The organism is Ruegeria sp. (assembly GCF_040830605.1).
Lineage (GTDB): Bacteria > Pseudomonadota > Alphaproteobacteria > Rhodobacterales > Rhodobacteraceae > Ruegeria.
In genome coordinates, this window is the sequence record NZ_JBFOMD010000016.1 from 84,324 (window position 1) to 104,434 (window position 20,111).

Here is a 20,111-nt window from a genome sequence, read left to right on the forward strand (position 1 = left end):
CAAGGTGGCTGGATGAGCGAGATACCCATCATCCTGCTGGCCGCCGGTCAGTCCAGCCGTATGGGCGGCACCGACAAGCTGATGCAGCAGGTGGACGGTATACCCCTCCTGCGCCGCGCTGCCGGGATCGCACGTCAGGTCGGGCCGGTCTTCGTCGCCCTGCCCCCACAGCCGCATCCCCGATACAGTGCGTTGTCCGGTTTGGATGTGGGTATCGTGGAGGTCCCGGATGCCGCCGAAGGCATGAACGCCAGCCTGCGCCGCGCCATTGCGGCGCTTCCTGAACAGACGCCCGCCGCGATGATCCTGCTGGCCGACCTGCCCGATCTAACGGTCGAGGATCTGCAGACTACGCTTTATGCGGTCAGCAAGTTCCCGGCTTGCAAAATCTGGCGCGGCGCCACCGAGGACGGCAAGCCGGGCCACCCGGTGATCTTCCATCGCTCGCTGTTTCCCGAACTGATAGCATTGACGGGCGACAACGGGGCGCATTCTGTGACCAGACGACATCCTGAAAACGTGCATCTCGTGCCCCTACCGGGCCAGCGCGCCCGGCTGGATCTGGACACACCGGCAGACTGGCAAGACTGGCGCAACAGGAAAAGAGACCGCGAATAGAACCGGCTGCACCGGATGACGATACCAGGATAGTGCTGACTCGGCCTACGAAACCAGCCGCGCCAGCCGCTTGCCAGCAGTCGGGCGTGCCAGCGGATGGGGCTTTTGTCTGGAACCGGTTTTCAGTTCAGGAAACAGTTCAAAGATCTCGCCTCGCTGCGCATTGTCCATCCCGGCGAGCGCTTCGACACTGGGGTGAAAGCTCTCAGCCCAGATGCCGTTCGACAGCACGACCTCGTGCCGATCACACATGAAATGGATGTAACGCAGGTTCGAGGCCTCGACCACGTCCACGCCTTTCACGCCGATCAGATGCTTTGCCGCGGCCAAAACCTCGGGTTCATCGGTCTCGAGCATGGTCTGGTCGCCGGACACGAGCACGCGGTGATTGGGACTGACCAGCGTATCACGTTCGGGCAGCCCATTCCCCAGCGCCCCTTGCCGGATCAGCACCGGCCGCAGATAACTGGCATAGCGCAACCGGGTCTGGCCGATGACGGTGTTGCCGATCCATCTGATGGTTTGGATTCCATTGTCGCGGGTAATCACGCGGTCGCCGGGCTTCAGATCCTCGACCCGGCGTTCGCCTTTGGGTGTCGCGATCATGGTGCCGGGCGTAAAGCAGGGCGAAATGCGCTCAGCTCCGGACCCCGTGTCGACCTGTCCTTTTTCGGGTTCGTCGGCAGCAGACGCTTCCGAACGCCCATCCCCCAGAGAACCGTCCGGCTGTCTCAATTTTTCCAACAATGATCTTTCAAATTGCCCCACGAGGCCAACTCCCACCAAAGCGGCGCCCATGAATTGCGCCTGACCGGTCAGCCCGGGCGAACAAATGGTTTTCGCCGCTCACTGACCTTTTCACCAAAAACCGGGGACGGGTCGGTCCGACCTCAACATCAAGGCCAGACCGATCACCCAACACACCAATTGCCACGGATGCTTTGAACCCCAGGCACGTTCCGAAATCCGAACTACCTGGTTACGCCGCCGCCAAACCTACAAATGACCCCCTCATTACCCTGGCGGCGGGCGTTCCCAGCATCTGATAAAAAACTTCCGATCGCCCCCGTACCGGCAGTTCCCCCTCAGTTGGGCAAGTCAATGCTTGACCAAGAATTCGATACAAACAACGAAAAATTTTGAGAAGTTTCTGTGTCAGTTAGAGGGCGAGAATGTGGCGCCCCACCCCCACTCAACCCTAGATCAACCTATGGGATATCGATCCGAAAAGATGCTTTTAAATGGCACCTCTGGAAAGGCGCTATTTCCTTAGCTTCACCGCATCCGAGTCAGGATTTTCAAGGCGGCATGCCGGTGATGGCCGAATAAGCATGAGCACACCTCGCACAACCCATAAGCGATCAATCGCGTGATATCAGGGGCTTATGATCGGCATTTTTGCTACAGGAACCAATGTACTTTCCCTGCCGCTATTCTCTCCATTTCAAGAACAATAGGGGCGATCAGGTGATTCGATGCCGCGCAATGCCGGATCGATTCGAACGACGAACGAGCAGGAAGCGGGCAAAATTCCGCTTAGGCTTTTCTGCCGCAAGCGCTTCTGGCCAGCGTATCGACACCGAACAATCCCATCGCCGCCCGACCACCCGTGTCGTGCCCGCATGAACGCAGATGAAGAACTCTTAATCTTCCGTCCAGACAGCCCTCAGATTCAATCGCCATGTCTCCGATCAAGCCCCGGGCATGAACCGGTGCAAGACACAGGAGATTCATATGAGCTTTCGCAAATCCAACCGCCTGATGCCGCCGCTGACCAGATGGACCGGCGCTCCGGCTCTCGGCGCGGCGCTGATTGCGGCGACGGCCTTGCCCGGCCACGCGGACGAAGCGCTGGCCGATCTGGTCGAGGAGGTCGCCCCCTCGGTCGTGACCATCGTTGCCAAACAGGATAAGGCACCGGCTACGCCCCGGGGCTTCGACCCCGAGCGCCATCCCTTTGGCGAATTCTTCCGGCAGTTCGGCGCACCGGAGGGGTTTGACCTGCCTCAGCAAGGCCCGCGGCAGGGGCTGGGCTCCGGCTTCATTCTGGACGAGGCCGGCTATATCGTGACCAACCACCATGTGGTTGACGGTGCAAACACTGTGACCGTCCGGCTGAACGACGACCGGTCGTTCGAGGCCGAGGTGATCGGCACCGACCCGCTGACCGATATCGCCCTGCTCAGGATCGACGCCGGACACACCCTGCCCGCGGTCGAGTTCGGCGACAGCGACGCGATCCGCGTGGGTGAGGATGTGGTGGCCGTGGGCAACCCGTTCGGACTCAGCTCGACCGTCACCACCGGCATCGTCTCGGCCAAGGGCCGCAATATCTCCGAAGGGCCCTATGCCGAATTCCTGCAGACCGACGCCGCCATCAACAAGGGCAATTCCGGCGGGCCGCTCTTCAACATGGAAGGCGAAGTGGTCGGCGTGAACTCGGCCATCTACTCGCCAACCGGCGGCTCGGTGGGCCTGGGTTTTGCCGTGACATCGAACATCGTGGAAACCATCGTGGCCGATCTGCGCGATGACGGTCAGGTGGATCGCGGCTGGCTGGGCGTGTCGATCCAGAACCTCAACCCCGACATCGCCGCGGCAATGGGCCTGGGCAAGGCCACCGGCGCACTGGTTTCGGACGTGGTCGCGGACAGCCCTGCCGATGGCGCGCTGAAATCCGGTGACGTGATCGTTGCCTTCGACGGCAAGGACGTGACGTCCAGCGCCGACCTGCCGCGTCTGGTCGGCACCACGAAGATCGGAACCGAGAGCACGCTCAAGGTCCTGCGCAACGGTCAGGAGCAGGAGGTGACCGTGACCATCGGCGCGCATCAGTTGGCCTCGGCAGACCTTGGCCAACCCGCGGACGAAGCGCCCGCCACCACTCTGGGTGTCACCGTGGCCCCGCTGACCGAGACCGCGCGGGCGGAAATCGGTGTCGGCGATGAGGTCACCGGCGTCGTGGTCATGTCGCTTGAGCCCGACAGCCCGGCAGCGAAGGCCGGACTGAAGCGCGGCGACGTGATCGTCAAGCTGGGCGCCCAGGAAACCGACAGCCCCAAGGCACTCAAGGCCGCGCTGCAAAGCGAAAAGACCGATCCGGCCCTCATGCTGATCAATCGGGGCGGCAGCCAGATCTTCGTCGCGGTCGAGATCGCCTGACGTGAACCCGCGCGCGCCATAGATGGGGAGTCCAGCGCGCGCATGTTCGGCGGCTCCGGCCTACCCTCCACCCGCCGAACCGGCCGGGCGCGGCCCCCCGCGCCCGGCACGTGCATTCTCGAAAGGCAATGTATATACCTCAAGAAAAAGGGATCTTTGAGCATGAGCCGACGCCTTCTGATCGTCGAGGATGACAGCGAAACCCGCGAGTTCATCGCCAAGGGCTTTGCCGAAGAAGGTTTTGCCGTCGAGACCGCCCCGGACGGGCGCGAAGGTCTCTACCACGCGACTGATGGCAGTTTTGATGTGATCATTCTGGACCGGATGCTGCCGGGGCTCGACGGGCTTGCGCTGATCAAATCGATCCGCGCGGCGGGGCTGAAGACGCCGGTGCTGATGCTGACCGCGATGAGTGCGGTGGACGAGCGGGTCAAGGGCCTGCGCGCGGGCGCCGATGATTATCTGGTCAAGCCGTTCTCGTTTCAGGAACTGCACGCCCGGATCGAGGCACTGCTGCGCCGCCCGCAGGATACCGAAGAGGCGGCTGTCCTCACCTGCCGCGACCTGCAGATGGACCTGCTGGCCCGCCGGGTGACGCGCGGCGGGCAGGACATCGCATTGACCCCGCGCGAATTTCAGATCCTCGAGTTTTTCCTGCGCCGCAAGAACCGGGTGATCTCGCGCACCATGCTGCTCGAGGGGGTGTGGGACTATCATTTCGACCCCAACACCAATGTGGTGGACGTGCATATCTCGAAACTCCGCCGCCAGATCGACGAACATGGAAACGGCGCGCTGATCGAGACCGTGCGCGGCGCGGGCTACATGATGTCCGATGGCTAAACCACTGGTCTTCATCAGAAACTCGCGCACCCGTCTGGTTCTGGCCAGCATGGTGCTCAGCACGCTTCTGACGGCGGCTGTCCTGGGGCTGGTCTACGTCACCGCCAACCGCACCATCGCGGGCGAAACCCGCTCGGTGGTGACCGCCGAACTGACCGGGCTGGCCGACGAATACGAGCGGCTGGGCATGATCGGCCTGATCACCGCCATCGAACGCCGGACCGAGAATGCCGCCGAACGCGACGCGCTCTATCTGCTGACCGATCCGCTGGGCACAGTGCTGGCGGGCAATCTGACCAGCTGGCCGCCCGAGGTCGAACCCGGCAGCGGCTGGGTCGAGCTGGATCTGATCCGCACCGCGTCGAACGAGCCGGTGCCGATCTCGGCCGCTTCGATCCGGCTGCGCGGGGGTGAGCGGCTGCTGGTCGGACGCGACGCCTCGGCCCGGCGGCAGTTCGACCGGGTGCTGTTCCGCTCGGTGGCGCTGGCGCTGATGGCGGCGCTGGCGCTCAGCCTGCTGACCGGCTGGCTGCTGACCCGGCTGGTGTTCTCGCGCCTTAAGGATATCGCACAGACCGCCGACGACATCGTGTCGGGCGATCTGACCCGCCGCATTCCGCTGCGCGGCTCGGGTGACGAATTCGACCAGATGGGCGCGACACTGAACGAGATGCTGGACCGGATCGAGGAACTGGTGAGCAACCTGCGCACCGCCTCGAACTCGGTTGCGCACGACCTGCGCTCGCCCCTGTCGCGCCTGCGCCAGCGGGTCGAGGCGCTGTCCGATCCCGGGCGCACCGGCCCCGAGCGCGAAGCCGACGCCGCCCGCGCCCTGTCCGAGGTGGATCACCTGCTGCGGGTCTTTGCCCAGCTCACTGAAATCTCGCGCGCCGAGGCGGGTCTTGGGCGCGAAGAATTCGAACCGGTGGATCTGGGCCAACTGGTGCAGGATGTGGTCGAGCTTTATGACCCGGTGGCCGCCGATCAGAGCGTGCGCCTGCAGGTCGAGGGCGAAGCCGAGCCGGTCCGAGGTCACCGCCCGCTGCTGTCGCAGGCCTTGTCGAACCTGCTGGAAAACGCCCTGCGCTATGCGCCGCCGGGCAGTGAGATCACTGTCAGCCTCTCGGATGTGCGTGGATATCCCAGGCTCAGCGTCCGCGACGAAGGCCCTGGCGTGCCCGAAACCGAACTGCCCCGGCTGGCGCAGCCCTTCGTCACCCTCGATCCGGCGCGCAGCTGCCGCAATTCAGGGTTGGGGCTGGCACTGGTTGCGGCCATCGCCCGGATGCATGGCGGCGCCTTCGCGGCAGAAAACCGTGATCCGGGGCTTGAGGTCACGCTATCGCTGGCCAAACAGGCCGCCTAACGGGCGCTGAACGCCTGAAACGCCTGCGCCACGCCCAAAGCGGCCAGCTCCAGCAGCCGCGCGCCATGCTCGGGCCGCGCCAGCGCCGAGTGCGATCCGACCCGGCCATCGGGAAACATCGCCCGGTGCTCCTCGGGCGGGCCATGCCGGTCGCCTGCATGGGCGGCGATGAACTTAGGGCTCAACTGTTCGGGCGGCGCGGCGGCATCCCCTTCCGGCAGAACCCCCAGCAGCGCCTGCGTGATCGCCACCTCGGAGGGCGTGGCATGCATCCCCTCCCAATCTCCATAAAACGACTTGCGCAAGGCATCGGCCTCGGGCGCCTCCCACCAGCTCATGATCTGCAACGCGCCCTCTGCCAACCGTTCACCGATCCGTCGCAGCGGTGCGAGATTGGCGCCGTGGCCGTTGACGACAAACACGCCCCTGAACCCCTGCGCCAGCAGGCCCTCGATGACCTCGGCTGCCATCGCTTCGAATACGGGCTGAGACAGCGACACGGTGCCGGGAAAGGCGGTGTTGAACGGCGCGGGCGTATAGGCCAGCGCGGGCGCGACAATGGCATCGCTCAGGTCGGCGGCCCGCAATGCCACCGCCTCGGCACAGATCGTGTCGGTGCCGATCCGCCCCATCGGCCCGTGCTGCTCGGTCGAGCCCACCGGCAGCATCGCGCAGGCCCCCTGCCCGATCCGCGCCTCGACCGCCTGCCACGTCATATGCGCCAGCTGCATTCCACACCCTCTCGGCTCTTTCGGTTTCACTCCGCCCACACTAGTCTTGGCCCATGGAAGATTCAGCCCCTCGCGAGGCGCCCGGCCCAACCCTGGACCAGAAAGTCGGCGCCGCCGTCAAACACCACCGCGCGCTGGCCGGTCTAACGCTGGCCGAGTTGTCGGCGCGGGCGCAGGTCTCGACCGCGATGATCTCGAAAATCGAGCGCGGACAGGTCTCTGCCTCACTCACCACGCTACAGGCGCTGTCAGGCGGCATCGGGGTGCCGCTGATCAATTTCTTCGCGGGCACCGTCGAGCGCTCGGACGTCTCCTTCGTCCGTGCTGGCGAAGGCATCACCGTGCAGCGGCTCGGCAGCGATTTCGGCCATAGCTACAAGATGATCGGCCGGGCCGAGGCCAGTCACGTGGGCTTCGAATGTTTCGACGTCACGCTGGAACAGCCGCTGGCGGCGCGCCCCGTCTACCTGCATCGCGGTATCGAGTTCATCCATCTGACCGAGGGCGAGATGGTCTATCGCTGCGGCGATGCCTCGTACCACATGCGCCCCGGCGACAGCCTGTCCTTTGACAGTAACAGCGCCCATGGCCCGCAGGAGCTGCTGAACGACCGGGTGCGGTTCATCACCGTAGTGGCCAAAGCCGAACCCAAGGACCCCGGACTCTAAACGGGGCCGCGCATTCGCGCGACCCCGTACATTCACGCGTGGCAGCCCGCTCAGAGGCCCCACTTGGCCTTGGTCGTTTCAAAGAACCCCTGCGCCTGTTTCACCTTCACCCAGTTGTTCACGTAGTTGATCCAGACCTGATCGTTCTGAGGCAACAGCATCGCAATCGGCGAGGGTGAGCGCGGCTCGGCCCCGGTCACGCGCACGACCGGGAACTTGGCCTCAAGCGTCGAGCCTTCGATGTTCGATGTGATGAACACGTCCGCGCGGCCCGCCAGCACTTCCTGAAACCCGCGCGCCGGGGCCTCGACCACCTTGATATCCGCATCCGGGAACCACTCGCGCACCCGCTTCTCAAAGGTGGTGCCCAGCGTGGTGGCCACCTTCACATCCGGCTTGTTGATCGAGTCGTAGCCGTCGAACCGGTCCGCCTTGTCCTTGAGAGTATAGGGATAAAGCTCCACTGAGATATAGCTCTCCGAAAACCCCGCGACTTTCATCCGCGGCGGCGAGATCGAGGCCGAGCCGGTCATGTGGTATTTGCCCGCCACCACACCGTTGACCAGCGTCTTCCAGTCGGTCGGCACGAACTCCAGCTCAACCCCCAGATCGGTGGCCAGCTCGGTCATCACGTCGATGTCGAACCCCTTGTAGCTGTTGGTCGCCGGATCGCGCTGGGTCATCGGATTCCAGTCACCAGTTGTACCGACCTTCAGCACCCCGCCATCGAGGATTTCGTTCAGCGCCGACTGCGCCTGCGCCGCGCCGGACAGCGCGATCCCGATGGCGGCAACGGCGGCTGCCTTGAGAAGGTGTTTCATGAGTTTCTCCCGTTGGTGGCTTTTTGTTCTGGGCATCATAGCCGGATTGCTGCTTGATTTAAGGCAAAGATAACTCTTAGTCTCAAGAAAAAATTTTCCCCCCAGGAAAACAAGCCCCAGGGAGTGTGCCATGCCGGAAACCGCAATCGAGCTTGTTGGCGTCAACAAGTGGTATGGCACGTTCCACGTGCTCAAAGACATCGACCTGATCGTGGGGGCGGGTCAAAAGGTCGTGATCTGCGGCCCGTCGGGGTCGGGCAAAAGCACGGTGGTGCGCTGCATCAACCGGCTGGAAGAGCATCAGAAAGGTACCATCCGCGTCGACGGGATCGAGCTGACCAACGACCCGAAATCCGTGGCCGCGATCCGGTCCGAGGTCGGCATGGTGTTTCAGCAGTTCAACCTGTTTCCACATCTGACGGTGCTGGAAAACCTGACCCTCGGACCGATGAAGGCGCGCGGCTATTCCAGGACCGAGGCCGAGGATCGCGCCCGCCACTATCTGGAACGGGTGCATATCCCCGATCAGGCGCTGAAACGGCCCGGCCAGTTGTCGGGCGGTCAGCAGCAGCGGGTGGCGATCGCCCGGTCGCTGTGCATGGAGCCCAAGGTGCTTTTGTTCGACGAACCCACTTCGGCGCTCGACCCCGAGATGATTTCCGAGGTGCTCGACGTGATGGTCGAACTGGCCGATGAGGGCATGACCATGGTGGTGGTCACCCACGAGATGGGGTTTGCCCGCAAGGTGGCCGACAACATGGTGTTCATGGATGCGGGCGAGATCGTGGAACACGGCCCGCCTGAGGAATTCTTCGGCGCCCCGCGATCCGAGCGCTGCCAGAAATTCCTCAGCCAGATCCTCCAACATTAAGAACGGGGCACAAGATGAAGAAACTTATCGTATTCTCCCTGCCCTTCCTGTTGCTCTCAGGCTGCTCCAGTTCCTCCACCTGGGGCTGGTACGTGATCGACCCGCGCACCGCGTCGGGCTGGACCAACGTGAAATTCCTGATCTCGGGCATGGGCGACACGATCCTGATCTCGATCATCGCCGCCGCGATCTCGATCGTGGTGGGCCTGCTGGTCGCCCTGCCGGGCCTGTCGAACCGCTGGCCGATCCGGCTGATCAACCGGGTCTATGTGGAGTTCATCCGCTCGATCCCGCTGCTGCCGATGCTGTTCTGGGTGTTCTACGGCCTGCCCATCGTGTTCCAGTCCATGGGGCTCAACATCCCCATCGACCCGTTCTGGGGTGCGATCATCACGCTGGCGATCTCGGACAGCGCATTCACGGCGGAAATCTACCGCGCGGGCATCCAGTCGATCCCCAAAGGGCAAAGCGAGGCGGCCCAGACCATCGGCCTGAACTACGCCCAGACCATGCGATACGTGATCCTGCCTCAGGCGATCCGCCGCATCCTGCCCCCCTTGGCCAACCAGTTCATCTATATCGTCAAGATGAGCGCCTTTGCCTCGGTCATCGGCATGCAGGAACTGACCCGCCGCGCGAACGAACTGGTGGTGACCGAATACCGCCCGCTGGAAATCTACACTCTGCTTATCCTCGAATATCTGGTGCTGGTCCTGATCATCAGCGCCGGGGTGCGCTGGCTGGAACGGCGCATGGGATCGGATGAGCGCAGTTAACGGAGAGAGACATGGACTGGACCGCATTCATGGCCGAGATCGAGGGCGATATCGGCACCTATGCCAAGGAAGTGCCCGAGACAATGAGGGGCTTCGGCACCATGGGCGCTGCCGCCAAGAAAAGCGGTGCTCTGGATGAAAAAACCAAGGAAATCATGGCGCTCGGCATCGCCATTGCCACGCGCTGCGACAGTTGCATCGGCTTTCACACCCGCTCCTTGGTCCGTCTGGGCATGACCCGGGACGAGATGTGCGAGGCGCTGGCGATGGCAACCTATATGGGCGGCGGCCCGTCGCTGGCCTATTCCGCCAAGGCGCTCAAGGCCTATGACACCTTTTCGGAGCAGGAATGATGCAGGCGGACCTGATCGGCGCTGACGGCTATGTCCGCAATTGCTGGTATGTCGCCGCGCGCAGCGAGGACGTCACCAACACGCCCACCGCCGCCACGCTGCTGGAGGATGAAATCGTCCTGTTCCGCGGCGCCAAGGGCGAGCCTATCGCGCTCGAGGACGCCTGCCCGCACCGCAAGCTGCCGCTGTCGCGCGGCACGGTCGAGGGCTCGACCATTGTCTGCGGCTATCACGGGCTGACCTTCGACTGCACCGGCTCGTGCGTGCACGCGCCCACGCAAGAGGATGCCCGCCCTCGCCGCGCCCTGATCCGCTCCTACCCGGTGGTGGACCGCTACGGATTCCTGTGGATCTGGATGGGCGATGCGCAGTCCGCCAACCCGGACGACATCATCGACATCCCCAATTTCGACAACCCGGGCTGGGGCAAGACCCCCAAGGGCGCGCTGTCGATGGCCTGCAACTACCTCTACATCACCGACAACCTGCTCGACCCCAGCCACGTGGCCTGGGTGCATCTGACCTCATTCGCGGGCGCCGGAACCGACAACCGGCCGCTGGACATCGAAGAGACCAAGGACGGCGTGATCGTCTATCGCTGGATTCCGTCCGAACCCGCACCGCGCTACTACGCTCAGATGCTGCCCTTTGCCGACAGTTGCGACCGCAAGCAGCATTACGAATGCCGCCTGCCCGCAACCGCGATCAACATGTCAATCTACACGCCAGCCGGTCAGGGCGGCGCCGACAAACCCCTGTCGGATGAGGCATTCGTCAACATCTCGTACAATTTCATCACGCCGGTGGACGCGGAAACCTCGCTCTATTTCTGGTTTCAGCACCGCAACATGCACGCGGACAACGCCGAGATGTCGCAGCGCATGTTCGAAGGCGCCACCATGGCCTTTCACGAGGACAAGGAGGTGCTGGAATATGTCCAGACCGGCATGGCCAAGCGCAAGACGCCCTATCTGAACCTCGGGCTGGATGCCGGCGCGATGCGGTTTCGAAAGATGGTGCAGCGCGCCTTGGAGGCAGAAGCCTGACCTTTCAGACGGGGAGGCCTTCGACGGCCAGTGTCCGGTTTCTATACCGCCGGTCGCTGGTCACCTCGGCGCCAAACCAATCAGGAGGCGTGAAGGACAATGCCTCCTCCTCCGAAGGAAACTCCACCTCGACCATCCGCAACGGCGCCAAAGCCCCTGAAAACACGTCCAGCTCAAAGGTCAGGCCGCCCGCCAATGCACCTGTAAACCGTTCCTTCTCGATCCGCCGCCCGTCGGTCTCGGGCCAGAACGTGTCGAACTGCAGGCGCGTGATCTCAACTTCGCGTTCGCCCCTGACCAGACCTTCGCCATCTTTCAGCGTCAGGAGATAGCGTTCGTCCATCTGGCGCAGGCGCAGTTCGGTGGAATCGTCGGGCCGCGTCAGATAACCTTGCCGCACCTGCGCCCGCCTGGCCGCGCTCAGATCCGGTAGGGCGGCAACCAGAAACCTGCGTTCGATTTCCCGGTTCATGGCCCTCGCTTCCTCTGGTTTCTGAGCGGTCAAGCCGCCCGCCGCTGATGTTACCCCATCACACGCGCTCAAGCGGCTGATGAAACAGGGTCCGAAACACCCGCCGGGTCCTGTCACTGTCGAACTTTGCGATGCTCCTTTCAACCCGCCCGCGTTCCGCACGCTGGCGCCGGGACAGGACGGTGATCAAGCCACCAACGGCAAGCGCGATCTCGGCATCCGGTTCACCCCGCCGCTTGCCCGTGCCCAGAAACGCCAGCAACGCCTCTTGCTGCACCGAATAGTCATTGAACAGACCCAAGTTTTCCTGCAGCTTCTTCAAAGGCTTGAGCCCCTTGCGAAAAGAGCGGGTGTCAAAGAGCGGGTCAAAAAACTCCATGAGATAGCGCAGTTTCTTGCACTGAAGGCGCAGCGCATGCACTTCCTCATCCGGAGTGCGCGCGTCGATCGCCCGCGCGATCCTGCAGACTTTGCGGTAGCGCTTCCAGATCAGGCGGCAGGCATAGTCGCTGGCCGCAAGCTGCGCTCGTGGTCCCGGTTTCAGCCCGTTGGGGCTATCAAAAAGCGCTTCCAGGTCCGAGACCGAGGCCGCATACCCCGCGCTGCGCAACCGTTTGGCCAGCTTGCGGTGTTCAGCCGCGCGGTCACGTTCGAACTGCGTAAACATCGCCTCCAGCCCGCCATGCAGGCTGCCCGGCAGCAAGTCGAAATACCGGGGCCGTTCCAGCAGATAGACATCCAGATCGCGCAGCCGCCCGGTCGCGGTCATCAGATCGGCAAACTCCTGTTTCAACGCAACAGTCAGTTCGTCCGCGTACACACCCTTGAACAGGCTCAGCACCGAACGCACCTTGCGCAAGGCCACGCGGTAGTCGTGCAGAAACTCGGTGTCATGATCGGCGATGATCCCCGCTTCGTTCTGACGCGCGACCTGTAGATGGGCACGGATGAGATCATTGGCGACCTCGATGGCGGGCTCGGCGGGGCGCATCCTGATCTTCGGTTTGGCGCGATAGACGGCCAGGTCTGGCGCAAGGGTCGAAAACAGGGTGGAAACATCCGCCCCGGCACCGGTCATCTGCGTTTTCAACAAGTTATGGGCCTTATCCTGCCCGGGATCGGGAATGACCAACGTAACCTCGCCCGACCCGGTCTTCAGCGTCAGGAACCCGGCCTGGCCCACCTCGCGCTGCTTCTCCGTCACCACGGCGCGGCGCATCTCTGCGCGGCCCCGGCACATCTCAAGCAACGCCCGCAAGGGCGGGAATCTGGCCAAAGCCACCCGCACCGGACCGGCGGGCAGATCGGTCACGAACCTGCCCGACCGCAACCCGGATTGATCGCTGACAGTGCCGTCAGCGCCCAGCAGATACAGCCTGTCCCCGGTATCGAGCAGCCCCCGCCCGGACCGGCGCAACGACTGATCGAAACAGTCGAGCAGTGCGAAATCGCGGATCTCACTCGATGAGATGAGTTTCAGACGAACCTTGCCGGTCTTCCGCGCCAGCCGGGCAACATCCACGGCACCGGGAACAACAAAGAACCTGCCCGATGATGTGTCCATATCCGCCCTTGCCGCCAGTCGCTATCCGTGTTCACACCCCCCGATCATGAAACCACCGGCACCTGCGGGCCTCAAGCCAATTCCGCAGGCAGCGCAGCGTATCCGTGGAACCGGATGCGGCCGCCGGGAACCCGTCCGGGCAACAACCGGTAGTTTGGGAACCGGTCCAGCAGACGCCCGATTGCAATGCGGCCCTCCATCCGCGCCAGCGTCAGGCCAACGCAGACATGCGGCCCTCCTGCAAAGGCCAGATGCCGGTTCGGCTTGCGGGTGATGTCGAACCGCTGCGGATCATCGAACATCGCCGGGTCGCGATTGGCGGCGCCGATGCACAGATGCAGGTTGGTGCCCGCCGGAATGGTCAGCCCGTCCAACTCGATCTCGGCGGTGGTCTCGCGGTTGCCGAACTGGTTGGGCGAGCGGAACCGCAGGGTTTCCTCGATGGCTGGAACGATCAGGTCCGGGGTCTCCAACAGCATCCGCCGCTGGTCGGGGTGATCGTTGAGCAGCGCCAGGCCGTTGCCGATCAGGTTGGTCGTGGTCTCGTGCCCGGCATTAAGGATGAAGATGCAGTTCTGCAAAAGCTCGATCTCGCTCAGCTGCGCATCGGCACCTTCGCCCCGGATCAGCCGGGTCAGCACGTCCGTCTCGGGATCGCCCGGTTGCGCTCGGCGGCGGGCCACCAGATCCCTGAGATAGGCCTTGAATTCATCGACGGCGCGATGCCCGCGCGCCAGTTGTTCCTCGGTCAGTGCAGGCTCCAGCGCCCCCAGAATGGCCAGCGACCAGTCGCGCAGCGGGCCGCGTTCGTCCATCGGCACGTCCAGCAGGTTGCCGATGATCTGGATCGGGATGGTCGAGGCGAAATCCTCGATCAGGTCCACCTGCCCCTTGCCCTCCATCGCGTCCAGCAGATGGTCCACAGTGTCGATCAGCCCCGGCTCCATCCGCGCAATCGCGCGCGGGGTCAGCGCCGAGGTCATGATCTTGCGCACCCGCGTGTGCAGCGGAGGGTCGGAAAACACCAGCGACGTGGTGTGATGTTCAAAGAGCGGAGAGCCCACGCCGAATTTAGGGCCAAAGGCGGCTTTCTTGTCCGAGGAATAGAGCCCCGTGTCGCGATAGATCCGGTCCAGATCGCGATGGCGGCTGAGCAGGACCGATCCATCCGACTGTGGCAGCACAGGCGCATGGGCCAGAAGCGCGTCGTAGAAGGGAAACGGATCCTCTACGAACCCCGCTGGCGGGTCGGTCAGGTCCAATCCCCTCGCCGCCGCCGCAATGTCCTGCACATCCATCCCGCTCTCCCCTAACGGCCTGCCCTCTCTCCAGGATTTGGGTAGCGCAGCGCGGTGTGCGGAACAAGGCGGCAGGATGACATCCCCGCGCGGGACGGGTAGAACGAGGCCATGTCCGATCCCGTTTCCTCGATCCGCAATCTCGGCCCCGCGTTCGAGCAGAGCTGTGCCCGCGCCGGCATCCACTCGGCGCAGGAGCTGCGCGCGCTGGGGGCGGACGAGGCCTATGCCCGCATTCTGCAAGCCGGCGTGCGGCCGCATTTCATCGGCTATTACGTGCTGGTCATGGGGTTGCAGGGGCGGCCCTGGAATGACTGCAAGGGCGCCGAGAAAAAGGCGCTGCGCGCGCGGTTCGACAAGATCAAGGCGAACGCGACCGTGGCACCGGATTCGCAGCTGGCGGCGGAGCTGGATGCGATCGGAGTACGAGTCAGCGCCGCCGATCTGAAACCACAGAGCTGAGAGCGGACGCACTTGAAAGCGCATCGCGCGGATCGGCGGGCCAAGGCGTTTGCAAGCGGCTTCCCCCGCAAACGAAAAAGGCCGCTCCGAAACCTCGAAGCGGCCCTGGAAATTCAACCGATCAGCGGCTTAGCCGACCAGTTCGATACCCGAGAAGAAATAGGCGATCTCGACCGCGGCGGTTTCCGGCGCGTCCGAACCGTGGACCGAGTTCTCGCCCACCGATTCCGCAAACTCGGCGCGGATGGTGCCGGGTGCGGCATCCGCCGGGTTGGTGGCGCCCATCACTTCGCGGTTCTTGGCGATGGCGTTTTCGCCTTCCAGAACCTGCACCACGACCGGGGCCGAGGACATGAACTCGCACAATTCGTCATAGAACGGACGCTCGGCATGCACTTCGTAGAACTTGCCCGCCTGCGCCTTGGTCATGTGGATACGCTTCTGCGCGACGACGCGCAGGCCCGCCTCTTCGAACTTGGCGTTGATCTTGCCGGTCAGGTTGCGGCGGGTTGCATCGGGCTTGATGATCGAAAACGTGCGTTCCAGTGCCATTCGGGCTTCTCCTGTTGACGGCGGGCAGGATGCCCATCCGGTACTGATGTCAAATCGGCGCCCGGTTAGCATGGGCTCTGCGGTTTGGAAAGGGTGCATCTGAACCTCGTCCAAAGGATTGTGCTGCGCCCTCGCAGCCAGTTTCGTGTATGCTGGGCAGACACATTGAACACGGTGGTTAACCATGGTCCGGCTGACCCGACGCTCGCTGCTGGCACAAGGCACAGCACTGGCCGCCCTGCCCCGCCCGGCATTTGCCATGCTGAGCCGGACGAATGCGCATATCATCGACATGGGCAATGCCGCCTATTTCGACCGGGACCGGACGCGGCCCGACCTGGATGCCGCCGACGGCTGCACCCGCGCCAACCACGATTTCTACGAAACGCTGGCACGCTCGGGCGTTGATACCGTGATCCGCTACTACTCGGATCAGAACAATGCCAATCTCAACTGCAAGAACGTGACCCGCCGCGAACGCGACATGCTGCACGATCACGGGCTGTCGCTGGCCATCGTCTACCAGTTCGAGGGGCGCAAGAAGAACCGGTTCACCGGCGACCGCGGATCGCGCGACGCGCAATTCTGCCTGGACCGGGCAAGGGTCATCGGCCAGCCCGAGGACAGCACCATCTATTTCGGCGTCGACTCGGATGCGCAGCTCAACACCGATCAGGGCGTGCTGGACTATTTCCGCGCGGTGAACCGGGTGCTGGGCGGGCGGTTCGATATCGGCATCTACGCCGCCGGGGCGCGCTGCCGCCTGATCCAGAACGCTGGGCTGGCCAGCCGGTTCTGGGTGCCCGAGGCCCCGGCCTGGGCCGGAACCCATGCCTATCTGAACTCGGGCGACTGGCACCTGTTTCAGAACAAGACCAATATCAACCTCAACAGCGTGACCGACGGGCACGGCCAGCCTATCCATATCGACACCAATATCGTGAACCCGGACCAGACCGCCACAATTGGCGCCTTCAACCGGGACGGCAGCATCCGAACTTACGACCGGCAGCGCCTGACCGCGATTGCTGATGCGCGCTACTGGGTCAACGGGGACAAGGCCACGGTTCACCGCAGCCCCGGCGACCCCGAGGTGGCCCATATCTGCGTCGCCCGCACCGTCCATGTCACCGGCATCTACGGCGAATGGGCCGAGGTGGATATCGACGAGGACGGGCTGCCCGAGGGCTACACCCGCCTCGACGGGCTGACACCGCTGCGGCAGATGCCCAAATGGCGGCGATCCTCGTGCAAGCTGATGGATATCTGACCCTCTGGCGCAGGCGCATCACCTCTGCTACGCCCCTGTCATGCTTCGGATCAACAACATCACATATGCGGTCGAGGGCCGCCCGCTGTTCGACGGCGCCAGCGCCACGATCCCCACCGGTCACAAGGTGGGCCTGGTGGGGCGCAACGGCACCGGCAAGACCACGCTGTTCCGCCTGATCCGGAGCGAACTGGCACTGGAATCGGGTGACATCGCCCTGCCCCGCCATGCGCGCATCGGCGGTGTCGCGCAAGAGGCTCCGGCCTCGGACGTCTCGCTGATCAATACCGTGCTGGCCGCCGATACCGAACGCGCCGCGCTGATGGCCGAGGCCGAGACGGCGCAGGACCCCTCTCGCATCGCCGATATCCAGACCCGGCTTTCGGATATCGACGCCTGGTCGGCCGAGGCACGCGCGGCCTCGATCCTCAAAGGTCTGGGTTTCGACGACGCGGAGCAACTCAAACCCTGCGCGGATTTCTCCGGCGGCTGGCGCATGCGCGTCGCACTGGCGGCAGTGCTGTTCTCGCAGCCCGACCTGTTGCTGCTGGACGAACCCACCAACTATCTCGACCTCGAAGGCGCGCTGTGGCTGGAGAGTTATCTGGCGCGATACCCGCACACGGTGATCATCATCAGCCACGACCGGGGCCTGTTGAACCGCGCCGTGGGCGCGATCCTGCATCTCGAGGATCGCAAGCTGACGCTCTATCCGGGCCCCTATGACCAGTTCGCCCGCCAGCGCGCCGAGAAACTGGCGCTGGCCGAGGCCATGGCCAAGAAGCAGGAGGCGCGCCGGGCGCATCTGCAATCCTACGTGGATCGGTTCCGCTATAAGGCCGATAAGGCCAAACAGGCTCAGTCCCGCCTCAAGGCGCTGGCCCGGATGCAGCCGATCACCTCGCCGCAAGAGGCCGCCCTGCGTGCCTTCACCTTCCCTAAGCCCGAGGAGATGTCGCCACCCATCATCCATCTGGAGGGCGGTGTCACCGGCTATGGCGAGACACAGGTGCTCAAACGGCTGAACCTGCGCATCGATCAGGACGACCGCATCGCGCTTTTGGGCAAGAACGGTCAGGGCAAATCGACGCTGTCCAAACTGCTCTCGGACCGGCTGCCGCTGATGGCGGGCAAGATGACCCGCAGCACCAAACTGCGCATCGGCTATTTCGCCCAGCATCAGGTGGATGAGCTTTACGTGGACGAAACCCCGCTCGACCACCTGCGCCGCCTGCGTCCCGAGGAACTGCCCGCGAAGCACCGCGCACGGTTGGCCGGGTTCGGCCTTGGCGCGGAACAGGCGGAGACGAAAGTAGGACGGCTCTCAGGCGGGCAGAAGGCGCGGCTCAGCCTGCTGATCGCCACCATCGACGCACCGCATATGCTGATCCTCGACGAGCCCACCAACCATCTGGACATCGAAAGCCGCGAGGCGCTGGTCGAGGCGCTGACCGCTTATTCCGGTGCGGTGATTCTGGTCAGCCACGACATGCACCTGCTTGGCCTCGTGGCCGACCGGCTGTGGCTGGTCTCGGACGCCACTGTCAAACCGTTCGAGGGCGATCTTGAGGCCTATCGCGACCTGCTCCTGACCCGGGACAAGCCGACCGGCAAAACCGGTGCAAAACCGCAATCCGCCAAACCCAAACGCGCCCCGCGCGAGGTGCTGCTGGCGTTGCGCGCGGATGTGCGCAAATGCGAGGAGCGGGTCGAGAAGCTCACCGAGATGCATGACAAACTCTCGGCCAAGCTGGCCGATCCGACGCTCTATGACGATGGCAAGGTCGGCGATCTCGAGGTCTGGAACCGCAAATACGCCGAGGTGGCCGAGGCGATGGAACGGGCCGAAACCCTGTGGCTGGCCGCGCAGGAAAAGCTGGAGGCAGCCGAGGCCCAATGATCGACACCGCCTTTCTGATCACCGCCTTCACCACGCTGGTCGTGGTGATCGACCCGCCAGCGCAGACGCCGATCTTCGTGGCCCTGACGCAGGGAATGGACAAGCAGACCCGGCGCGGTGTCGCCATACGGGCCTGTCTGACGGCGGCTGGAATTCTCGCCCTCTTCGCCGCCTTCGGCGAGGCGGTTCTGGGCTTTGTCGGCATCTCGATGCCCGCATTCCGGGTCGCTGGCGGCGTGCTGCTGTTTCTGACCGCGCTCGACATGCTCTTCGAACGCCGCACCAAGCGGCGCGAAAACAGTGCCGAGGAAGAAGAACATCCGGACCCTTCGGTCTTTCCGCTCGGCATTCCGCTGATCGCGGGCCCCGGCGCCATTGCCACGATGATCCTTCTGGCCGGGCAGAAGCAGGGGATCGAGGGTCTGGCCGTGGTGATCGGTGTCATGCTGACCGTGATCGCCATGGTTTTCCTGGTCTATCTCGCCTCGGGCGCGGTCGCGCGGATCCTGGGAAAAACCGGTCTGAACGTGCTGACCCGGCTTCTGGGAATGCTGCTTGCCGCCCTGTCGGTCCAGTTCATCCTGGATGGGCTCAAGGCCTTTGGTTTCGCTGCCTGAGGCCCATATATCCAACAAGTGACCTTACATGAGTGATGCCATGGACGCCGACAACATTGCCCGCCTGACCTACCTCGTCCTTCTGGGGAGCGCGGTGCTGATGTGGTTCATCACCCAGAACCGCACGTCGCTCGGCAAGACGATGCAGCAGGCGCTGATCTGGGTCTTCATCTTCATGGGCGTGATTGCGGTGGTCGGGCTGTGGGAAGATATCCAAAACACGGTCCAGCCCGGGCCGCGCATGGTGGTGACCGAGGATTCGATCCAGGTGCCGCGCGGGGCGGACGGGCATTATTACCTGCAACTTCTGGTGAACGGAGAACCGGTCGATTTCCTGGTCGATACCGGCGCCAGCCAAGTGGTGCTCAGCCAGCAGGACGCCGAGCGGCTGGGCATCGACATCGCGGATCTGAACTATTTCGGACGCGCCCTGACCGCCAATGGCGAGGTACGCACCGCCCCGGTCAAGCTCGAACGAATCGAGCTGGGCGCATTCACCGAGCGCAACATGACGGCCTGGGTCAACGAGGGTCAGATGGACGAGTCACTGCTGGGCATGGATTACCTGCAGCGCTTCTCCAGCATCGCGATCTCGGGCGGTCAACTGGTGCTGACGCGCTGAGGGTTGACGGGACCCCGGTTTTACTCCGGCAGAAACAGGCGCGAAGGGCCGCGCCCGACCCTGGGTGGGCGCCCGCGCCAGGATTGAACTGGGACCTGC

General features: G+C 63.7%; 21 protein-coding genes. 14 read left to right on the forward strand and 7 right to left on the reverse strand.

What is annotated here, in order from left to right; translation table 11 throughout:
* Positions 1-12: 12 nt before the first annotated feature.
* Positions 13-618, forward strand: a complete 606-nt coding sequence (locus AB3N21_RS20290; protein ID WP_367936907.1) for an NTP transferase domain-containing protein — start codon at positions 13-15, stop codon at positions 616-618.
* 45 nt (positions 619-663) lie between these two features.
* Here the strand turns inward: AB3N21_RS20290 and AB3N21_RS20295 are convergent, their stop codons facing one another.
* On the reverse strand, positions 664-1,416 hold the full coding sequence (locus tag AB3N21_RS20295) for a Hint domain-containing protein (protein WP_367936908.1): 753 nt from the start codon (positions 1,414-1,416) through the stop codon (positions 664-666).
* Positions 1,417-2,352: 936 nt separating this feature from the next.
* Here AB3N21_RS20295 and AB3N21_RS20300 point away from each other — a divergent pair.
* The 3 genes from AB3N21_RS20300 (at position 2,353) to AB3N21_RS20310 (ending at position 5,989) form a co-directional block, all read left to right on the forward strand.
* The gene (locus AB3N21_RS20300; RefSeq protein ID WP_367936909.1) at positions 2,353-3,780 is read left to right on the forward strand and encodes a DegQ family serine endoprotease; all 1,428 of its coding nucleotides are present in this window, start codon (positions 2,353-2,355) and stop codon (positions 3,778-3,780) included.
* Between the two features lie 162 nt (positions 3,781-3,942).
* Positions 3,943-4,623 (forward strand): response regulator transcription factor, encoded by a 681-nt coding sequence (locus AB3N21_RS20305; protein ID WP_367936910.1) that lies wholly within the window; start codon positions 3,943-3,945, stop codon positions 4,621-4,623.
* Entirely contained in the window at positions 4,616-5,989 is a 1,374-nt protein-coding gene (locus tag AB3N21_RS20310; protein ID WP_367936911.1) for an ATP-binding protein, read from the forward strand. The genes AB3N21_RS20305 and AB3N21_RS20310 overlap by 8 nt, the downstream gene beginning before the upstream one ends.
* Here AB3N21_RS20310 and AB3N21_RS20315 read toward each other — a convergent pair.
* Positions 5,986-6,720, reverse strand: a complete 735-nt coding sequence (locus AB3N21_RS20315; RefSeq protein ID WP_367936912.1) for a creatininase family protein — start codon at positions 6,718-6,720, stop codon at positions 5,986-5,988. The genes AB3N21_RS20310 and AB3N21_RS20315 overlap by 4 nt on opposite strands.
* A gap of 53 nt (positions 6,721-6,773) precedes the next feature.
* Here AB3N21_RS20315 and AB3N21_RS20320 point away from each other — a divergent pair, with 53 nt between their 5' ends.
* On the forward strand, positions 6,774-7,388 hold the full coding sequence (locus AB3N21_RS20320) for a helix-turn-helix domain-containing protein (protein ID WP_367936913.1): 615 nt from the start codon (positions 6,774-6,776) through the stop codon (positions 7,386-7,388).
* Positions 7,389-7,438: 50 nt separating this feature from the next.
* Here AB3N21_RS20320 and AB3N21_RS20325 read toward each other — a convergent pair whose 3' ends face one another.
* The gene (locus AB3N21_RS20325) at positions 7,439-8,209 is read right to left on the reverse strand and encodes a transporter substrate-binding domain-containing protein (protein WP_171174083.1); all 771 of its coding nucleotides are present in this window, start codon (positions 8,207-8,209) and stop codon (positions 7,439-7,441) included.
* 130 nt (positions 8,210-8,339) lie between these two features.
* On the opposite strand from AB3N21_RS20325, the gene AB3N21_RS20330 reads away from it, so the two are divergent.
* The 4 genes from AB3N21_RS20330 to AB3N21_RS20345 are packed head-to-tail and all read left to right on the forward strand — an operon-like array spanning position 8,340 to position 11,255.
* Positions 8,340-9,080 (forward strand): amino acid ABC transporter ATP-binding protein, encoded by a 741-nt coding sequence (locus AB3N21_RS20330; RefSeq protein WP_367936914.1) that lies wholly within the window; start codon positions 8,340-8,342, stop codon positions 9,078-9,080.
* A gap of 14 nt (positions 9,081-9,094) precedes the next feature.
* Positions 9,095-9,856, forward strand: coding sequence for an amino acid ABC transporter permease (locus tag AB3N21_RS20335; protein ID WP_367936915.1), 762 nt, complete (start codon positions 9,095-9,097; stop codon positions 9,854-9,856).
* An 11-nt stretch (positions 9,857-9,867) separates the two neighbouring features.
* Entirely contained in the window at positions 9,868-10,209 is a 342-nt protein-coding gene (locus tag AB3N21_RS20340; protein WP_367936916.1) for a carboxymuconolactone decarboxylase family protein, read from the forward strand.
* On the forward strand, positions 10,206-11,255 hold the full coding sequence (locus AB3N21_RS20345; RefSeq protein WP_367936917.1) for a Rieske 2Fe-2S domain-containing protein: 1,050 nt from the start codon (positions 10,206-10,208) through the stop codon (positions 11,253-11,255). The genes AB3N21_RS20340 and AB3N21_RS20345 overlap by 4 nt, the downstream gene beginning before the upstream one ends.
* Positions 11,256-11,259: 4 nt before the next feature.
* Here the strand turns inward: AB3N21_RS20345 and AB3N21_RS20350 are convergent, their stop codons facing one another.
* The 3 genes from AB3N21_RS20350 to AB3N21_RS20360 all read right to left on the reverse strand — a co-directional run bounded on the left by AB3N21_RS20350 (position 11,260) and on the right by AB3N21_RS20360 (position 14,589).
* The gene (locus tag AB3N21_RS20350) at positions 11,260-11,727 is read right to left on the reverse strand and encodes a CYTH domain-containing protein (RefSeq protein WP_367936918.1); all 468 of its coding nucleotides are present in this window, start codon (positions 11,725-11,727) and stop codon (positions 11,260-11,262) included.
* A 58-nt stretch (positions 11,728-11,785) separates the two neighbouring features.
* On the reverse strand, positions 11,786-13,291 hold the full coding sequence (locus AB3N21_RS20355) for a CHAD domain-containing protein (protein ID WP_367936919.1): 1,506 nt from the start codon (positions 13,289-13,291) through the stop codon (positions 11,786-11,788).
* Positions 13,292-13,362: 71 nt separating this feature from the next.
* Positions 13,363-14,589, reverse strand: a complete 1,227-nt coding sequence (locus AB3N21_RS20360) for a cytochrome P450 (protein WP_367936920.1) — start codon at positions 14,587-14,589, stop codon at positions 13,363-13,365.
* 111 nt (positions 14,590-14,700) lie between these two features.
* Between AB3N21_RS20360 and AB3N21_RS20365 the strand changes: the two genes are divergently transcribed.
* Positions 14,701-15,051, forward strand: coding sequence for a TfoX/Sxy family protein (locus AB3N21_RS20365; RefSeq protein WP_367936921.1), 351 nt, complete (start codon positions 14,701-14,703; stop codon positions 15,049-15,051).
* A gap of 129 nt (positions 15,052-15,180) precedes the next feature.
* Here the strand turns inward: AB3N21_RS20365 and ndk are convergent, their stop codons facing one another.
* The gene (gene ndk, locus AB3N21_RS20370; RefSeq protein WP_171174098.1) at positions 15,181-15,603 is read right to left on the reverse strand and encodes a nucleoside-diphosphate kinase; all 423 of its coding nucleotides are present in this window, start codon (positions 15,601-15,603) and stop codon (positions 15,181-15,183) included.
* Between the two features lie 184 nt (positions 15,604-15,787).
* On the opposite strand from ndk, the gene AB3N21_RS20375 reads away from it, so the two are divergent.
* From AB3N21_RS20375 to AB3N21_RS20390, 4 genes are read left to right on the forward strand one after another with little or no spacing between them, the layout of a single operon-like run.
* The gene (locus AB3N21_RS20375; protein WP_367936922.1) at positions 15,788-16,873 is read left to right on the forward strand and encodes a glycoside hydrolase domain-containing protein; all 1,086 of its coding nucleotides are present in this window, start codon (positions 15,788-15,790) and stop codon (positions 16,871-16,873) included.
* Between the two features lie 40 nt (positions 16,874-16,913).
* The gene (locus tag AB3N21_RS20380; protein ID WP_367936923.1) at positions 16,914-18,773 is read left to right on the forward strand and encodes an ABC-F family ATP-binding cassette domain-containing protein; all 1,860 of its coding nucleotides are present in this window, start codon (positions 16,914-16,916) and stop codon (positions 18,771-18,773) included.
* Positions 18,770-19,390 carry a MarC family protein gene (locus tag AB3N21_RS20385; RefSeq protein WP_367936924.1) on the forward strand — a complete coding sequence of 207 codons (621 nt, stop codon included), beginning with the start codon at positions 18,770-18,772 and terminating at the stop codon, positions 19,388-19,390. The genes AB3N21_RS20380 and AB3N21_RS20385 overlap by 4 nt, the downstream gene beginning before the upstream one ends.
* A 40-nt stretch (positions 19,391-19,430) precedes the next feature.
* Positions 19,431-20,012 (forward strand): TIGR02281 family clan AA aspartic protease, encoded by a 582-nt coding sequence (locus AB3N21_RS20390; protein WP_367936957.1) that lies wholly within the window; start codon positions 19,431-19,433, stop codon positions 20,010-20,012.
* Positions 20,013-20,111 lie beyond the last annotated feature (99 nt).

Bases quoted from the DNA above. Each gene is read 5' to 3' on its own strand.
- AB3N21_RS20320 (WP_367936913.1), top strand. From the start codon at position 6,774: ATGGAAGATTCAGCCCCTCGCGAGGCGCCCGGCCCAACCCTGGACCAG.
- AB3N21_RS20325 (WP_171174083.1), bottom strand. From the start codon at position 8,209: ATGAAACACCTTCTCAAGGCAGCCGCCGTTGCCGCCATCGGGATCGCG.
- AB3N21_RS20295 (WP_367936908.1), bottom strand. From the start codon at position 1,416: ATGGGCGCCGCTTTGGTGGGAGTTGGCCTCGTGGGGCAATTTGAAAGA.
- AB3N21_RS20335 (WP_367936915.1), top strand. From the start codon at position 9,095: ATGAAGAAACTTATCGTATTCTCCCTGCCCTTCCTGTTGCTCTCAGGC.
- AB3N21_RS20390 (WP_367936957.1), top strand. From the start codon at position 19,431: ATGGACGCCGACAACATTGCCCGCCTGACCTACCTCGTCCTTCTGGGG.
- AB3N21_RS20360 (WP_367936920.1), bottom strand. From the start codon at position 14,589: ATGGATGTGCAGGACATTGCGGCGGCGGCGAGGGGATTGGACCTGACC.
- AB3N21_RS20355 (WP_367936919.1), bottom strand. From the start codon at position 13,291: ATGGACACATCATCGGGCAGGTTCTTTGTTGTTCCCGGTGCCGTGGAT.
- AB3N21_RS20345 (WP_367936917.1), top strand. From the start codon at position 10,206: ATGATGCAGGCGGACCTGATCGGCGCTGACGGCTATGTCCGCAATTGC.
- AB3N21_RS20375 (WP_367936922.1), top strand. From the start codon at position 15,788: ATGGTCCGGCTGACCCGACGCTCGCTGCTGGCACAAGGCACAGCACTG.
- AB3N21_RS20380 (WP_367936923.1), top strand. From the start codon at position 16,914: ATGCTTCGGATCAACAACATCACATATGCGGTCGAGGGCCGCCCGCTG.
- ndk (WP_171174098.1), bottom strand. From the start codon at position 15,603: ATGGCACTGGAACGCACGTTTTCGATCATCAAGCCCGATGCAACCCGC.
- AB3N21_RS20350 (WP_367936918.1), bottom strand. From the start codon at position 11,727: ATGAACCGGGAAATCGAACGCAGGTTTCTGGTTGCCGCCCTACCGGAT.
- AB3N21_RS20300 (WP_367936909.1), top strand. From the start codon at position 2,353: ATGAGCTTTCGCAAATCCAACCGCCTGATGCCGCCGCTGACCAGATGG.
- AB3N21_RS20315 (WP_367936912.1), bottom strand. From the start codon at position 6,720: ATGCAGCTGGCGCATATGACGTGGCAGGCGGTCGAGGCGCGGATCGGG.
- AB3N21_RS20385 (WP_367936924.1), top strand. From the start codon at position 18,770: ATGATCGACACCGCCTTTCTGATCACCGCCTTCACCACGCTGGTCGTG.
- AB3N21_RS20330 (WP_367936914.1), top strand. From the start codon at position 8,340: ATGCCGGAAACCGCAATCGAGCTTGTTGGCGTCAACAAGTGGTATGGC.
- AB3N21_RS20340 (WP_367936916.1), top strand. From the start codon at position 9,868: ATGGACTGGACCGCATTCATGGCCGAGATCGAGGGCGATATCGGCACC.
- AB3N21_RS20365 (WP_367936921.1), top strand. From the start codon at position 14,701: ATGTCCGATCCCGTTTCCTCGATCCGCAATCTCGGCCCCGCGTTCGAG.
- AB3N21_RS20290 (WP_367936907.1), top strand. From the start codon at position 13: ATGAGCGAGATACCCATCATCCTGCTGGCCGCCGGTCAGTCCAGCCGT.
- AB3N21_RS20305 (WP_367936910.1), top strand. From the start codon at position 3,943: ATGAGCCGACGCCTTCTGATCGTCGAGGATGACAGCGAAACCCGCGAG.
- AB3N21_RS20310 (WP_367936911.1), top strand. From the start codon at position 4,616: ATGGCTAAACCACTGGTCTTCATCAGAAACTCGCGCACCCGTCTGGTT.